Below are 14518 nucleotides of genomic sequence, written 5' to 3'. Positions count from 1 at the left end.
CCAGGAAACGGAAAAGAATCCGCTTCGCTCGTCGAGTTCGGCTGAGGAGAGTCCACCATGTCCGTCAAGGTCGCCGTCATCTACTACTCGGCCACGGGGTCCGTGCACCAGCTCGCCCAGGCCGTCGCCGAGGGCGCCGAGAAGGCGGGCGCCGAGGTCCGCCTGCGCCGGGTGCCCGAGCTCGCTCCCGACGCCGCCATCGACGCCAACCCGGCCTGGCGCGCCCACGTGGACGCCACCGGTGACGTGGAGGTCGCCACGCTCGACGACCTGGAGTGGGCGGACGCGTACGCGCTCGGCTCCCCGACCCGCTTCGGCAACGTGTCCGCGCAGCTCAAGCAGTACGTCGACACGACCGGCGGCCTCTGGCAGCGGGGCGTCATGGCGGACAAGCCCGCGACCGCCTTCACCAGCGCCCACAACGTCCACGGCGGCAACGAGTCGACGCTGCTCGCGCTCTACAACACCTTCCACCACTGGGGCTCGGTCATCGTCTCGCCCGGCTTCACCGACCCGGCGGTGTACGCGGCCGGCGGCAACCCGTACGGCACCGCCCACCCGGGTGGCAAGGGCGCCCCGGGCGAGGAGGTCCTCGCGGCCGCCCGCTACCAGGGCGAGCGCCTGACCCGCATCGCGAAGCGCCTGAAGGGCCTGGCGGACGACTGACGTCCGACACGGAAGCACCCCCGGGGGAAACGTCCCCCGGGGGTACTTCCGCTTCACGCCCCAGGGCCTGTCCGACCCTGATCCGCCGGACACCCCCTAGGCCAGCGAGAGGAAGAGCTTCTCCAGGCGGGCCCGCATGGCCTCGGGGTCCTCGCCGTTCTTGCGGCCGCCCTCGATGTCGGTCAGGCACTGCTGGAGCCCGGTCGCGATGATCGCGAACCCGGCCCGGTCGAGGGCCCGGGAGGCGGCGGCCAGCTGGGTGACGACCTCCTCGCAGTCACGTCCCTCCTCGATCATCCGGATCACCCCGGAGATCTGGCCCTGCGCCCGGCGCAGCCGGTTCAGGACCGCCTTGAGCTCGGCGCCCGCGAGATCGAGTTGCACTGCCACTCCTCCACAGATACCCCAGGGGGTAATTTACTCCCCGCCGCGGGGTCCCGTCGAAGTCCAAGGATGACACCTGTCAGGGCGCGTAGCGGCGGAGGAACATCTCCACCCCGTCGACGACGAGCCGCTCGCTCAGCTCCTCGGTGAGCTCCGTCCCGTACTGCTCGAACACCATCTGCGGGAAGACGAGCAGCGAGTACAGCTGGAGGACCGCGACCTCCAGGTCCGGGATCGCCAGCCGGCCCCGGTCGGCGAGGGCGCGCAGGGCGTCCGCGACGGCGGGGTGGTGTCCGGCGGGGCCGTGCGCGCGCCAGGCGCGACCCAGCTCGGGGAAGCGGTGGAGCTCGGTGGCGACGAGCGTGCGCAGGGCGCGGCCCTCCTCGTCGGCGCGTACGGCCCGCGCCCAGGCGCGCCCGGCCTCGGTGAGGGCGGCGCGCAGGTCCTCGGCGTCGGGGAGCCGGGAGAGGTCGGGGCCGTCGGTGTCGGCGCCCAGGGGCTCGTCGAGGGCGCCGGCGACCACGGCGGTGAAGAGGGCTTCCTTGCTGCCGAAGTGGTTGTAGACGGTCACCTTGGAGACGCCCGCCTCGGCGGCGATGGCGTCCATGCCGACGCCGAAGCCCTCCCGGAGGAAGAGGTCGCGGGCGGCCCGCACGACGGCCTGTCGCTTGCGGGCGGCGCGGGGGCCGGTGGGTGCGGGCTTGGGTTCCATGGCGGGAGCGTACCAAGCGAACTGTACTGTTGAGTTCAACTGTACTGTGCCGTACAGTTCAGTTATGTCGACCGACCTCGCCCCCGCCGACGTCCGCGCACGCCGCTGGACGGCCCTCGCGCTGATCTGCGCGGCCCAGTTCATGCTGATCCTCGACGTCACCGTCGTGAACGTCGCCCTGCCCGCCCTCGCCACCGACCTCGACCTCGGGCGCACCGCCCTGACCTGGGTCGTCACCACGTACACCCTCTGCTTCGGCGGCCTGATGCTCCTCGGCGGACGACTGGCGGACGCCCTCGGCGCCCGCCGGGTCCTCCTCACCGGGCTCGCCCTGTTCACGGTGGCCTCGCTCACCTGCGGACTCGCGGCGAACGCCACCGTCCTGCTCTCCGGCCGCGTCGCCCAGGGCATCGGCGCCGCGCTCCTCTCCCCGGCGGCGCTCGCCCTCGTCACCACCCTGTTCCACGGCCCCGAACGGGCCAGGGCGATCGGCGCATGGGCAGCCGTCGGCGGCACCGGCTCCGCCGTCGGCGTCCTCCTCGGCGGCGCCCTCACCTCCGGCCCGGGCTGGCCCTGGATCTTCTACGTGAACGTCCCGACGGGCCTGGCGCTGCTCGCCGTACTCCCCGGGCTGCTGCCGAAAGCCGCCCCGGCCGGGGGCGCGAGGCACCTGGACGTCCCGGGCGCCCTCCTCGCCACCTCCGCCACCGGCACCCTCGTCTACGGGCTCGTCCGGGCGGGCGACTCCGGCTGGACCGCCCCGGCCACCCTGCTGCCGCTCCTGGGCGCGACCGCCCTCTACGCGGGGTTCGCGGCGGTGGAACGAAGGACCCGCACGCCCCTCATGGACCTGCGGATGCTGACCCGGCGCCCGGTCGTGGCCGGCTCCCTGCTCATGCTGGTCGCGACCGCGCTCCTGATCTCGTTCTTCTTCCTGGGCTCGATGCGGCTCCAGCACGTCCACGGCCTCGACGCCTTCCGCACCGGCCTCCTCTTCCTCCCGGTCGCCCTCACCACGGCGATCGGCGCGCACCTCGGCTCCCGCCTGGTCACGACCGCCGGCCCGCGCGCCTGCACCACCGGCGGCATGACCCTGGCGGCGGCGGGCTGCCTGCCCCTCGCCTTCCTCACCCCGACCGCCGACCCCTGGACGACCCTCCTGCCGTCCCTGGCGACGGCGGCCCTCGGCCTGGGCGCGGTCTTCGTCACGGCGACCACGACAGCCCTCGGCCTGATCCCCTCACACGAGGCCGGCCTCGCCTCGGGCATCGTCAACACCTTCCACGAACTCGGCGGCACGATCGGCGTGGCCCTCGCCTCCACCCTCGCCCTCGGCACCACACCCCCGACCCCGACCGGCTTCACCACCGCCTTCACGGCCTGCGCCCTGACGGCCACGGCGGCAGCCCTGACGGCCCCCTTCCTCATCCCCCGAGGCAGGCCCCACCCGACCGGCGGGGCCCACGGGGTGCACTGAGCTCAGTCCTGGACCGGGCCCGTCTCGTCGATCGGGCGGATGACGACCGGGTGGTCCGGGGAGCCGGGCGGGACCGGGCAGCGGGCCACCTGGGCGGCGATCTCGGTGACGCGGTCCAGGGAGGCGCAGTCGAGGACCCAGTAGCCGGCGAGGACCTCCTTGGTCTCGGCGTACGGGCCGTCGGTGACGAGCGGCTTCCCGTCGGCGTCCACCGTGACGAAGCGGGTCGTCGACGGGGCGGCGAGGCCCTGGGCGTCGATCATCTCGCCGCTCGCGGACACCTCCTCGTTGATCGCGTTCATGTGGTCGAACATCGCCTTGAGCTGCGTCTTGTCCCAGGCGGGGCTCTGCGCGGAGCCACGGCCCGTCATCGCCTCGTAGTCGGCCTGCGACCCCTGCACCATCACCAGGTACTTCATGACGTCCTCCTCGCTCGTAAGGCCGGTCTGCCTCTCGCAGCACAGTCGGAGCCGGGCCGCCGTTCTCGACACCGCGCGGGCGGAAACCGGGAAAACGACAGAAATCACCCGCCCGCCCCAGCCCGGAGCGCTAACCGGCACCGAGCTCCCGCTCCAGCGGGGTCCGGAAGCGGGGCGTCACCCGCACGTCCCCCATCCACTCCGCGAGCCGCTCCGCCTCCGCCCCGATCGCCCGCTCCGCGTCCGCGCCCACGTCGGTGAGGAGCCGGTGGGCGACGGCGCCGTCCGGGCGCTGCGCCCAGCCGCCGACGATCCGGCCGTTCCACCACACCGTCGGCCCGATGTTCCCGCTGCGGTCGTACAGCGCCGCCCGATGGGCCGGGTCCAGGTACCAGTCGCGGCCCTGCCAGCCCATCGCCGTCGGATCGAGCGCGGGCAGCAGCGCCGCCCACGGCTCCGGCTCCGGTACGGCCCCGAGGTCGTCCGGCAGGACGAAACCCGTCCCCCCGTCCACCGTCACCGGCAGCGCCCCCACCTCCACGAGCGCCTTGCGCACGTCCGTGACCTTCCACCCCGTCCACCACGTCAGGTCCGCCTCGGTCGCCGGCCCGCACGCCCCGAGCCAGTGCCGCAGCAGCTCCGCCCGCGCCCCGGCCGGGTCCGGTACGGGGTGGGCCTCGGCGACCGCCCACCGGAAGCGGCTCGACGTCCACGTCCCCTGCGGCCGGCCCCGTACGATCCGGCCCTCCATGCCCAGCACCCGCAGCACCCGGCTCGCCACGGACTGCACCCCTTCCTGACGGGTGCCCGGCCCGTACACGAACGTCGACCTCAACCTCGGTACGGCCGCGCCCAGTTCGGTCCCGGTCGCCTCGCCCCGAGCGGCCAGCTCCGCGAGGACGAGCCGCTCGGTCTCCGCGAGCCAGTCCTCGTCGAAGTCGCTCCCGGCCGCCAAGTGCTTGAGGAGCGTGGTGCGTTCACGGACGGCCGCCGGCCGCGTCGTCGATGCCTGGACGGCGGCGGCGAGAGAGGCAGGGAAGACGAAGACCGTGTGCCGCATGCCGTGCATCCGGACCAGCGCCCCGTCCTCGTACAGCGCCCGCTCCACCGCCCCCACCGGATCGACGCCCTCGGCCAGCCGCGCCGCCACCGCGAGGAACACGCTCGCCGGATCCGTCCCGTGCAGCGCCACGAGCGCGTCCCCGACCTCCGCCGCCGACCCCGCCCGCGCGCTCCCCGCCAGCCGGTGCCGCACCCCGAGCCGGGCCCGCCGCTCCGCCGCGCCGATGAACCTGGTGTCTCCCATGGACCCATCCTGGACTCAGGCGGCGGCCGAGCCCAGGAATTCCGTCACCGTCTTCACGAACTCGTCCTCCTTCTCGAAGAACACGACGTGACCGGCGTCGATCTCCGCGTACGCGCTGCCGGCGATCGCCGCGGTCGACCTGGACTGCCAGGCGCTGCTCGCCCCGGAGGGCGAACAGCGCCTCGTCCTCTCCACCCCGCCGCCGGGCACGGACGCGGGGGAGCGCCTGGCCCCACTGCGGGTGGTGGGCACGGAACAGTTCACGGCGGCGCCGTAGCGCGGGAACTCAGCCGCCCACCCGGCGACGCGCTGTCGCCCCCTCGCAGCCCCTCACCCGGCGGCGCGCTCGCCGATCGGCCGCCGGCGCAGGGAGGAGTCGGTGAGGACGGGCGGCCGCCAGGCGCCGTCCGGCTGGTAGAGGTTGGTCCCCGGCGGCACGATCGCGTCGATCCGGTCGAGGACCTCGTCGGTGAGGACGACCGGCGCACCCTTCAGCAGCCCCTCCAACTGCTCCATCGTCCGGGGCCCGATGATCACGGACGTCACGGCCGGGTGGGCGGTGACGAACGCGATCGCCAGCTCGGGCAGGGAGCACCCGATCTCGTCGGCCAGGGCGACGAACTCCTCGACGGCGTCGAGCTTGGCGGCGTTGACCGGCAGCGAGGGGTCGAACCGGTGCGGGGTGAGCGCGGCCCGCCCGCTGGTGAGGTCGATGGGCGCGCCCTTCCGGTACTTCCCGGTGAGGAATCCGGACGCGAGCGGACTCCAGGTCAGCACCCCCATCCCGTACTTCTGGGCGGTGGGCAGCACGTTCGCCTCCACGCCGCGCGCGAGCAGCGAGTACGGCGGCTGCTCGGAGCGGAACCGGCGCAGCCCGCGCCGCTCGGCGACGGCGTGCGCCTCGACGATCTCCTCGGCGGGGAAGGTGGAGCAGCCGAAGGCCCGGATCTTCCCCTGAGTGACGAGGTCACCCAGGACATCAAGGGTCTCCTCGATGTCGGTCCGGTGGTCGGGCCGGTGCACTTGATAGAGATCGATCCAGTCGGTGCCGAGCCGCTTGAGGCTGTTCTCGACGGCGAGGGTGATCCAACGCCGGGAGGAGCCGCCCCTGTTGGGCCCCTCACCGCCCACCGGAAAGTAGACCTTGGTGGCGAGGACGGTCGCCTCCCGGCGCCGCGGGTCGCGCAGCGCCTTGCCGACGATCTCCTCGGACTCGCCGGCCGAGTACATGTCGGCCGTGTCCACGAAGTTGATGCCCTGGTCGAGGGCGGCATGAATGATCCGTACGGACTCCTGATGGTCCGGATTGCCGACGGCCCCGAACATCATGGTGCCGAGGCAGTAGGTGCTGACGTCGATCCCGGTCCCGCCGAGTACCCGATAGCGCATGCGCGCACTCTAGGGATTGGAGTGCACTCCAAGGCAAGGGGCGAAGAAGGACGTCCTAGGGGTGCAGCAGTTGATCGGCGACGGCGGTGCGGGCGTAGAGGACGGAGCGGCCGCTGCGGTGGGCGGTGACGAGGCCGGCGTTGCGGAGGGCGATGAGGTGCTGGGAGACGCCGGCGGCGGACATGCCGCAGTGGGTGGCGAGCTGGGTGGTGGAGGCGGGGGTGTCGAGCTCGGTGAGGAGCAGGGTGCGGGAGCGGCCGAGGACGGCGGCGACGGCGTCCGTGGCGTCGGTGGTACGGGGCTCCCAGACGCTCCCGAAACCGCGTGCCGGATAGGCGAGTTGGGGCGGATCGGGATGGACGGACCGGGTGAGGACGCTGGGCCAGGCGAAGACGGAGGGGATGAGCAGCAGCCCGGAGCCGGCCTGGTCGCGGGTGAGCGCGCAGTGCCGCCGTACGAGCCGGAGGGTGCCGTCGTCCCACCGTACGGTCTCGTGGAGCTCGCCCAGCACCCGCGCCGAACCGTGCTCGGCGACCTGCCGCGCCCGATGGAAGACGTCGGCCTCCAGGACCTTCTGGATGCGGGCCCAGTAGGGGGCGAGGGCGAGTTCCCAGTACGTCTCGATCTCGTCGGCGACCTTGGGGAGGACGGCCTCGGGGTCCTCTCGCAGCAGCCGGAGCCGGGACCGGTCGACTCCCTTCCTCTCCAGCGTGTCGAGGTCGTCCCGCACGTCCGCGGCGGGGGCGCGACGAATGGCGTCGAGCTCGACGTCGAGGGTGGGGAAGGGCCCGTCGGGGGTGGGGTTGAGGAAGTCGGCGAGGTATCCGTCACCGGGGATCAGCGCGGCGAGCCAGCCGCGGTCGAGACCGGCGCGGGCGAGCCGGGGCCGCACCTGGGCGGCCCAGCGGCCGTGCGGGGCGGAGTCGGGCTGATGGGCGACGATGCGGTAGCTGGTGACGACCTCCCACATGGGGGAGACGGCGAAACGGGTCTGGGCGAGATCGGCGGCGGAGAAACTGAGCCCGGCTTCCATGCGTTCCACGTCCTGGGGGTAGCGAATGGATTCGTTCTGAGCTTAATGATTGGAGGGTGGAGGGGGCCAGGAAGCACGCTCCTCCCATGCCTCGAACGCCCAGCACCACCTCAGCCCCGTCGCCCTCCTCCTCCCCTTCCCCCTTCAGGGGTCTCCCGTCCGAGGTTTGGACGATCTTCGCGGGAACGATCGTCAACCGCCTCGGCTACCTCGTCACGCCGTTCCTGGTCTTCTTCCTCGCCTCGCGGGGAGTGACCGGCGGGGACACCTCGTACGTGCTCGGCGCACTCGGAGCGGGCAACCTGATCGGCCCCGCCGTGGGCGGCATCCTCGCCGACCGCATCGGCCGCCGCCCCACGATGCTGATCGGCCTGATCGGCGCGGCGGCGGCGCAGGGAGCCCTCTTCCTGGCGCCGGGGGTGTGGACGATGGCGGCGGCGGCACTGCTGATCAGCGCGGCCGGCAGCACGGTCTCCCCGGCGGCGTACGCCCTGCTGGCCGACGCCGTGGACAGCGAACGGCGGCAGCGCGCGTACGCGCTCTTCGGCTGGGGCGTGAACATCGGCACCGCCGTGGCGGGCGTCCTGGGCGGCTACCTGGCAGCCCAGGGCTACTGGCTCCTGTTCGCGATCGACGCGGGCTCGATGCTGGTGTACGCGGCGGTGGTGGCGATCCGCCTGCGGGAGCCGCAGCGCTCGGCAACGCCCGAGCGGACGAAGGACGGCATCGGCTACGGAGTGGTCCTCCGGGACCGCCTGGCTCTGCTCCTCCTCCCCCTCTTCGGCGTCCAGCTCTTCGTGTACTCGCTGACCGAGGTCGCGCTCCCGCTCGCCGTCCGCGACAGCGGCCTCTCGCCGGCGGTGTACGGGGCGATGGCGGCCGTCAACGCGATCCTGGTCGTTGCGCTGCAGCCCTTCGCGACGGCCTGGCTGTCCCGACTGCCGCAGCTCGCGGTGCAGAGCGCGGGCAGCGCGCTGATAGCGGCGGGCGTCGCGCTGACCGGCCTGGCGGACAGCATCGCCGGCTACACGGTGTCGGTCGTGGTCTGGTCGCTCGGCGAGGTCGTCGTCGCGGGCATCGCGGCCGGCATCTTCGCCAACCTGGCCCCGGCGCACGCCCGCGGCCGCTACCAGGGCGCTTTCAGCTGGACCTGGGGAGTGGCCCGCTTCGGGGCCCTCACCCTGGGAGTGACGACCTACACGACCCTGAGCCCGGCGACGCTGTGGTGGACGGCACTGGCGGCGGGAACGGCCACGGCGGCGACCACCCTGGCCCTGCGGACCCGGGTGGAAGCCCGCACGAAGAGCCACGCCCTGGCGGCATGAACTACCGCCCGCCGGCACGGACATGGGCCACGAGCGCGTTCGCGCGCCCGTGGCCCGGCCCGTACTTCTTCTCGACGGAGGAGAACACCGCCGACGCCTCGAAAACTAGTCGCGCCGAATGTGCTCGGGATCGATGTGCCGCCGCACCATGGGAACGGAGGCGACCGCGGCGGCGAGCACGACCCCCAGCGCACAGGCGAACAACAAGGGCAACCCGTCCCAGTCCCAGTGCACGTCACCACCTCCGGTGATCAGGTAACTGGACTCGGCGAGCCACCCGGTGACGATGGCGGCCCCCAACCCCACCACCAACGGCAACACCACCTGCACCACCTGCACCACCCGCAAGGTCCCCGCCCGAGCCCCCAACAAGACAAGCGCGGTGACCTGCCCCCGCCGCTCCATGGCCCGATCGGCCACGGACACGACGAACGCGGCAACCCCGATCACCAGCCCGAGCACCATCCCGACGACCAGCAGACTCCGGATGACGGTCAACTGAGCGAGCGAGTCGATGACGATCCCCACGGGCTCGACGGAGGCGGTGGGGGCGATGGCTCCGATGCCGTCGAGGACGGAGCGGATGGTGGTGGGGTCGGAAGGACTGACGAGGACGAAGCGGGCGTTCGTGGGCTCGGTGCCTTGGGGGAGCAGCGAGGGGGGAATGAGCAGACTGGGCCCGGAAAACTCTGAGGGGTCGTAGGCCTGAATGGTCACAGTGTCCCGGGGGACGGAGACATTCAGTTTTTGTCCATTGCTGAGCAGGAACGGGAAGTTGCGGCCGACGCGGGCATTCTTGTCAAACAAGGAGTTCGGATCCTCAATCCGCAGGACCTTGTCGTCGACGCATCCATGCGTTGTCTCGGTGAAGGCAGCCAATTGAGCGCACGTAGCGATGACGCCTTGGACGCTGGGTAGGTCCTCTTCCAACGTTGCCACCCATGACTCGACCGCCAGTCCGTGGGCCTGGACTCCACTCAACGCGGTCATCTCTGACCGCTGTCGCGTACTCAGCTCTGCCGCCGGGAGGCTGTACTCCTGTACCGGGGCCGTCCGCCGACTGACCTGATCCAACTCGATGAGCACCCCCTGCGTGAGCGAGGCGCCGAACACCAGCAGCACGAGCCCGGTGACCACTCGCAAGGCGCTCCCCGGATCGACCTCCGTGCGTCGCATGGCCAGCGACAGTGGCAGCGATTGCGACATTCCCGCCAGGCGTCGCGAGAGCCATGCCGTGATCGGCGCCAGACCGAACACAAGCCCCGCCCCGGTCATCAGCACAGCGCCGGGAACCAGCACGGCGCCGGCCGATCCGCCTGACGGATTCCGGCCCAGCGCGTCGAGCAGGCAGTATCCGCTGATGATTCCGAGCCCGGGGAGCAGCAGCAGCGTCCCGTATTTCTTCGGGGGCTTACGCTCGCCGGTCCGGCGCACGCTGATGGGCGACTGAGCCGCTCGCCGCGCACTGAACTGCCCCACGACCCAGGCGAGGGCCGGGCACCCCAGCAGGCACACGGCGATGGTCGTCCCGTCCGGCCGCCCATCGGCTGGGTACCAGCGCAGGCCGGGCAACCCGACCCACGCCATGACTTCATTGATCCCGAGATAGCCGACGAGCCCGACCACAGCCCCGACGAAGGCGGCGACCACGCTTTCTCCGGCATTGACCCGCAGGGTGTCCCGCACGCTGAGGCCGACGAGCCGGAGTGCGGCGAGCCGACGCGCACGTGACTCCCCGGAGAGCCGGGCACAGACGGAGAGGAAGATGACGAGCGGGAGCAACACGATGCAGCCGAGAGTGAAACGCAGGATGTCCAGGGTGGAGGGGTCGATGACCTGATGCCGCGTGTACGTGGCGCCGAAGTGGCCGAGTGGTGCCGCCCCGCTCAGTTCATCGGCATCAGTGCCGATATAGGCGTACAGCTCGTCCGGCCCGCCCAATCCCTCCGGGGAAATGGTGCCGGTCACGCGACCGGGCACAAGCCCTGCGGCGCGGGGATTGTCTGCCAGGATCTCGCCCAGCTTCGGCGAAACGATCGCTTCGCCCGCACGGGGGAGTGCCTTGATTCCCGGAGGAACCGGCAAGGGGCCGACACCTCTATGACCGATGAAGACACGCCGCAGTGGTTGCGAGCCGTAGGGGTCCAGAAACTCCTGGTAGACGGCATTCTCGTTCGCACCCGAGGAAATGGCGCGACTCGTCACCCGGGCGTCGTTGGCGGCGATGATCGTCGGAATGGTGAGTGCGGCGGCCAGGCAGGCAACCCCGAGTGCGGATCCGAACGCCATCAGGAGGAAGCGGACCCGAGCCCTGCGCCCACTTCCCCACAGCAGACGCATACCGAGGACAAACGCGTTCACACACTCACCCGTTGGGCCAGCACACCGTCCGACATCGTGTACTGGGTGTCGGCCTTCGCGGCGACGTCGGCGTCGTGCGTGACGATGACGACGGCGGTCTTCTGCCTTCTCGCCAGCTGAAGGAATTCATCGAGCACGGCAGCCGCGTTGGCGCTGTCGAGCGCTCCGGTGGGTTCGTCCGCGAACACCACGTCCGGCCGGTGGACCAGAGCCCGCGCAACAGCAACGCGCTGACTCTGGCCACCCGACAGCTTCGAGGTCCTGCGCCGCAGCAGATCGCCCAATCCGAGCCGCCCCAGCACTTGGCCGGCCATGGCGTGGGCATGGGTCTTGCTGATCCCGGCAAGCCGGAGGGGAAGCGCCGCGTTCTCCTCGACGGTCAGCTCCGGCAGCAGTTCCCCGTACTGGAAGACGAAGCCCAGACGTGTACGGCGCAGCGCACTGAGCTCCCCGTCGGGAAGGGACGAGAGCTGTTCTCCATCGAAGGTCACCGTGCCCTTGGAAGGCGGAAGAACCCCGGCGAGGCAGTACAGCAGGGACGACTTCCCCGATCCGCTGCTGCCCATGATGGCGGCCACTTCGCCGCGCTTGAGCGTGAAATCGGCACCAGTGACAGCCTGCTGGGTGCCGTAGAAGAGATCCACGCCCTCGGCGCGGAGGATGACGTCCATCGTGGTGCGCACTCCTTTGGGAGCGGGAGCCGCCGGTGGGCGGCCCCCGCGAAGGTCGACTGCCCTACGGGCGCTTGAAGGACCTCGTCGGAGAGCAGTTGTCAGGGTGCAGGGAGCCGCGGTTCTGGCACACGCGTACCTCCGCCGTGTTCGTGTACCGGCTGGCGCCGTCATGGACGAACTTGTCGATCCAGACGTCCTTCTTCTGCACGCCGTCAAAGCGATTCCACCCGTAGCCGTGCACCTTTACCTGCAAATACACGTTGTGGTTGTCATTCAGGCCGGCGTCACGCAGCGTGCCCTTGATGTGGAACGCACCCTGGTGTACCTCAGCCGGCTCCCACTTGTACTTTCCTCCCACGAAGCGTGCTCCGGTCGTCTTGAAGAGCGCTACGCCGTGCCACGAGTCAGCCGCTGCCACCCCCGCCCCTCCGACGAACAACCCCACAGCCCCCATCACTGCCGCCAACTTCCTCATGGATGTCCCCTGCTTGATCGTGCCGACTGGTCATCGACTGGTCATCACAGAAAGTATCTGCATCACTACAGACAGGATCGAGCAGGAACGTCCCTTCCTCCGATCACCCCCCGATCCGGTGAACGACCCCTGTCGGGAGGTCCGTTCAGCCCTCCGGGGGGGGTGGACGTGTCGCATGGGCGCCCGGCGGTCGACCTGCCCCCGTGGGGGTGATCACCGGTGTGCCTGCGTGAAGGGCCCTCGCCGTCGGCGAGGAGATCGCGCGGGAGCTCGTCGGCATGCGGAACCAGGCGGAGGAGATCGCCCGCGCCGACATGACCCCCGAGGAGGTCCGCATCCTGGGAGAGCAGAGCAAGGGAACGGACAACACACGTCGAAGGGCCCCACCGCGAACGGTGGGGCCCTTCGACAACGTGCCCGGTGAGGCACTGGCGGAGGATACGAGATTCGAACTCGTGAGGGGTTGCCCCCAACACGCTTTCCAAGCGTGCGCCCTAGGCCTCTAGGCGAATCCTCCGGGGAGAACATTACATGACCGGGAGGGGTGCTCGCGCACGTGATCTCGGCGTGGGGGTGGGTGAGGGGTGCAGGTCGGGGAGGGGGAGGGGAGGGGGAACGGATGGGGGTTCGGATCGGGTACGCTGGGCGGAGCCCCTCACGCGGTGCTATCTGACTGAACTCCCCCAGGGCCGGAAGGCAGCAAGGGTAGGTCGGCTCTGGCAGGTGCGTGGGGGGCGCTTGCGTTCCCGGGGCCCCGTCCCGCTCCGTTCCCGTTTTCCCGGGTTGTCGGTGGGCGCCTATAACCTCGTATACGTGTCGTCTCTCGCGCTGTACCGCCGCTATCGCCCCGAGTCCTTCGCCGAGGTCATCGGGCAGGAGCATGTCACCGACCCGTTGCAGCAGGCCCTGCGGAACAACCGGGTCAATCACGCGTACCTGTTCAGCGGGCCCCGCGGATGTGGCAAGACGACCAGTGCGCGCATTCTCGCGCGGTGTCTGAACTGCGAGCAGGGGCCCACGCCCACCCCGTGCGGCGAGTGCCAGTCCTGTCGGGACCTCGCGCGGAACGGGCCGGGGTCCATCGACGTCATCGAGATCGACGCCGCTTCCCACGGTGGTGTGGACGACGCCCGTGACCTGCGGGAGAAGGCCTTCTTCGGGCCCGCCTCCAGCCGGTACAAGATCTACATCATCGACGAGGCCCACATGGTCACCTCGGCGGGCTTCAACGCCCTCCTGAAGGTGGTCGAGGAGCCGCCGGAGCATCTCAAGTTCATCTTCGCCACCACCGAGCCCGAGAAGGTCATCGGGACCATCCGGTCCCGGACCCATCACTACCCCTTCCGGCTCGTGCCGCCGGGGACGCTCCGGGACTACCTCGGCGAGGTGTGCGGGCGCGAGGGCATTCCCGTCGAGGACGGGGTGCTGCCGCTGGTCGTCCGCGCCGGCGCCGGGTCCGTGCGTGACTCGATGTCGGTGATGGACCAGCTGCTCGCCGGTGCCGCCGATGACGGTGTGACGTATGCCATGGCGACCTCTCTTCTCGGGTACACCGACGGGTCGCTGCTCGACTCCGTCGTCGAGGCCTTCGCGGCCGGGGACGGCGCCGCCGCCTTCGAGGTCGTCGACCGGGTCGTCGAAGGCGGGAACGACCCCCGCCGGTTCGTCGCCGATCTGCTGGAGCGGCTGCGGGATCTCGTGATCCTCGCCGCCGTGCCCGACGCCGCCGAGAAGGGGCTCATCGACGCCCCCGCCGACGTCATCGAGCGCATGCAGGCGCAGGCCTCGGTGTTCGGGGCCGCCGAGTTGAGCCGGGCCGCCGACCTTGTCAACGCCGGGTTGACCGAGATGCGCGGGGCCACCTCGCCCCGGCTGCAGCTGGAGCTGATCTGCGCGCGCGTGCTGCTGCCCGCCGCCTTCGACGACGAGCGTTCCCTCCAGGCGCGGCTCGACCGGCTGGAGCGCGGCGCGGCCGCCGCGCCCGCGCCCGTCTTCACGCCCGGGCCTCCGGCGCCCGCCATGGCGTACGTGCCCGGCCCCGAGGCCCACACCCCGATGGCCCCGCCCCCGCCGGCCCCCGCGCCCGCCCCCGTCCAGCAGCCGGCCCCCGCGCCCGTGCAGGAGCAGCCCGCCGCGGCCCGGCCCGGTGCCTGGCCGGGCGCCGCCACCCCCGGCGGCGGCGCACCCGGCGCCTGGCCCGGCGGCCGAGGTCTTCGAGCCGTACTTCGGCGACGGCTCCTCCCTCGGCCTCAGCCTGGAGTACGTCACCGAGGAGGAGCCGCTGGGCACCGGCGGCG

14 protein-coding genes, 1 tRNA gene and 1 other RNA gene are annotated in these 14518 nt (G+C 71.3%); 5 read left to right on the top strand and 11 right to left on the bottom strand.

Going from position 1 to position 14518, the window contains the following annotated elements; translation table 11 throughout:
- Positions 1 to 57 precede the first annotated feature (57 nt).
- On the top strand, positions 58 to 666 hold the full coding sequence (gene wrbA / locus ABZ318_RS17295) for an NAD(P)H:quinone oxidoreductase (protein ID WP_356903302.1): 609 nt from the start codon (positions 58 to 60) through the stop codon (positions 664 to 666).
- 96 nt (positions 667 to 762) lie between these two features.
- Here wrbA and ABZ318_RS17290 read toward each other — a convergent pair whose 3' ends face one another.
- Entirely contained in the window at positions 763 to 1050 is a 288-nt protein-coding gene (locus ABZ318_RS17290; RefSeq protein ID WP_356903301.1) for a metal-sensitive transcriptional regulator, read from the bottom strand.
- A gap of 79 nt (positions 1051 to 1129) precedes the next feature.
- Positions 1130 to 1762: a TetR/AcrR family transcriptional regulator gene (locus ABZ318_RS17285; protein WP_356903300.1), complete on the bottom strand. Its 633-nt coding sequence runs from the start codon at positions 1760 to 1762 to the stop codon at positions 1130 to 1132.
- A 64-nt stretch (positions 1763 to 1826) separates the two neighbouring features.
- Between ABZ318_RS17285 and ABZ318_RS17280 the strand changes: the two genes are divergently transcribed.
- Positions 1827 to 3239: an MFS transporter gene (locus ABZ318_RS17280; RefSeq protein ID WP_356903299.1), complete on the top strand. Its 1413-nt coding sequence runs from the start codon at positions 1827 to 1829 to the stop codon at positions 3237 to 3239.
- 2 nt (positions 3240 to 3241) lie between these two features.
- On the opposite strand, the gene ABZ318_RS17275 is transcribed toward ABZ318_RS17280, so the two are convergent.
- The 5 genes from ABZ318_RS17275 to ABZ318_RS17255 form a co-directional block, all read right to left on the bottom strand.
- A complete protein-coding gene (locus ABZ318_RS17275) occupies positions 3242 to 3658 on the bottom strand; it encodes a YciI family protein (RefSeq protein WP_356903298.1) in 417 nt (138 codons plus the stop codon).
- Positions 3659 to 3788: 130 nt separating this feature from the next.
- Positions 3789 to 4964, bottom strand: a complete 1176-nt coding sequence (locus ABZ318_RS17270; protein WP_356903297.1) for a winged helix DNA-binding domain-containing protein — start codon at positions 4962 to 4964, stop codon at positions 3789 to 3791.
- Between the two features lie 15 nt (positions 4965 to 4979).
- Entirely contained in the window at positions 4980 to 5228 is a 249-nt protein-coding gene (locus tag ABZ318_RS17265) for a hypothetical protein (RefSeq protein ID WP_356903296.1), read from the bottom strand.
- A gap of 66 nt (positions 5229 to 5294) precedes the next feature.
- On the bottom strand, positions 5295 to 6353 hold the full coding sequence (locus tag ABZ318_RS17260) for an aldo/keto reductase (protein ID WP_356903295.1): 1059 nt from the start codon (positions 6351 to 6353) through the stop codon (positions 5295 to 5297).
- A gap of 55 nt (positions 6354 to 6408) precedes the next feature.
- Positions 6409 to 7386, bottom strand: a complete 978-nt coding sequence (locus ABZ318_RS17255; protein WP_356903335.1) for a DUF5937 family protein — start codon at positions 7384 to 7386, stop codon at positions 6409 to 6411.
- 86 nt (positions 7387 to 7472) lie between these two features.
- On the opposite strand from ABZ318_RS17255, the gene ABZ318_RS17250 reads away from it, so the two are divergent.
- Positions 7473 to 8711, top strand: a complete 1239-nt coding sequence (locus tag ABZ318_RS17250; RefSeq protein WP_356903294.1) for an MFS transporter — start codon at positions 7473 to 7475, stop codon at positions 8709 to 8711.
- Between the two features lie 105 nt (positions 8712 to 8816).
- On the opposite strand, the gene ABZ318_RS17245 is transcribed toward ABZ318_RS17250, so the two are convergent.
- The 4 genes from ABZ318_RS17245 to ABZ318_RS17230 form a co-directional block, all read right to left on the bottom strand.
- Positions 8817 to 11000: an FtsX-like permease family protein gene (locus tag ABZ318_RS17245; RefSeq protein WP_356903293.1), complete on the bottom strand. Its 2184-nt coding sequence runs from the start codon at positions 10998 to 11000 to the stop codon at positions 8817 to 8819.
- 68 nt (positions 11001 to 11068) lie between these two features.
- Positions 11069 to 11743 carry an ATP-binding cassette domain-containing protein gene (locus ABZ318_RS17240; RefSeq protein WP_356903292.1) on the bottom strand — a complete coding sequence of 225 codons (675 nt, stop codon included), beginning with the start codon at positions 11741 to 11743 and terminating at the stop codon, positions 11069 to 11071.
- A 64-nt stretch (positions 11744 to 11807) separates the two neighbouring features.
- Positions 11808 to 12221 (bottom strand): hypothetical protein, encoded by a 414-nt coding sequence (locus ABZ318_RS17235; protein ID WP_356903291.1) that lies wholly within the window; start codon positions 12219 to 12221, stop codon positions 11808 to 11810.
- Between the two features lie 429 nt (positions 12222 to 12650).
- A tRNA-Ser gene (locus tag ABZ318_RS17230) sits at positions 12651 to 12738 on the bottom strand.
- Between the two features lie 129 nt (positions 12739 to 12867).
- Between ABZ318_RS17230 and ffs the strand changes: the two genes are divergently transcribed.
- An RNA gene (ffs, locus tag ABZ318_RS17225) (signal recognition particle sRNA small type) lies at positions 12868 to 12966 on the top strand.
- Positions 12967 to 13034: 68 nt separating this feature from the next.
- Positions 13035 to 14518: DNA polymerase III subunit gamma and tau (locus tag ABZ318_RS17220; RefSeq protein ID WP_356903290.1), on the top strand; the 1484-nt coding region annotated here is incomplete at its 3' end.

The organism is Streptomyces sp. NPDC006197 (assembly GCF_040613865.1).
Classification (GTDB): domain Bacteria; phylum Actinomycetota; class Actinomycetes; order Streptomycetales; family Streptomycetaceae; genus Streptomyces.
Note: the sequence above shows the minus strand (reverse complement) of the source record. Positions and strands in the feature narration are given on the sequence as shown.

Coding starts and splice junctions, on each gene's coding strand:
- wrbA (WP_356903302.1), top strand. CDS start 58: ATGTCCGTCAAGGTCGCCGTCATCTACTACTCGGCCACGGGGTCCGTG.
- ABZ318_RS17285 (WP_356903300.1), bottom strand. CDS start 1,762: ATGGAACCCAAGCCCGCACCCACCGGCCCCCGCGCCGCCCGCAAGCGA.
- ABZ318_RS17280 (WP_356903299.1), top strand. CDS start 1,827: ATGTCGACCGACCTCGCCCCCGCCGACGTCCGCGCACGCCGCTGGACG.
- ABZ318_RS17275 (WP_356903298.1), bottom strand. CDS start 3,658: ATGAAGTACCTGGTGATGGTGCAGGGGTCGCAGGCCGACTACGAGGCG.
- ABZ318_RS17270 (WP_356903297.1), bottom strand. CDS start 4,964: ATGGGAGACACCAGGTTCATCGGCGCGGCGGAGCGGCGGGCCCGGCTC.
- ABZ318_RS17260 (WP_356903295.1), bottom strand. CDS start 6,353: ATGCGCTATCGGGTACTCGGCGGGACCGGGATCGACGTCAGCACCTAC.
- ABZ318_RS17255 (WP_356903335.1), bottom strand. CDS start 7,386: ATGGAAGCCGGGCTCAGTTTCTCCGCCGCCGATCTCGCCCAGACCCGT.
- ABZ318_RS17250 (WP_356903294.1), top strand. CDS start 7,473: ATGCCTCGAACGCCCAGCACCACCTCAGCCCCGTCGCCCTCCTCCTCC.
- ABZ318_RS17245 (WP_356903293.1), bottom strand. CDS start 11,000: ATGGCGTTCGGATCCGCACTCGGGGTTGCCTGCCTGGCCGCCGCACTC.
- ABZ318_RS17240 (WP_356903292.1), bottom strand. CDS start 11,743: ATGGACGTCATCCTCCGCGCCGAGGGCGTGGATCTCTTCTACGGCACC.
- ABZ318_RS17235 (WP_356903291.1), bottom strand. CDS start 12,221: ATGAGGAAGTTGGCGGCAGTGATGGGGGCTGTGGGGTTGTTCGTCGGA.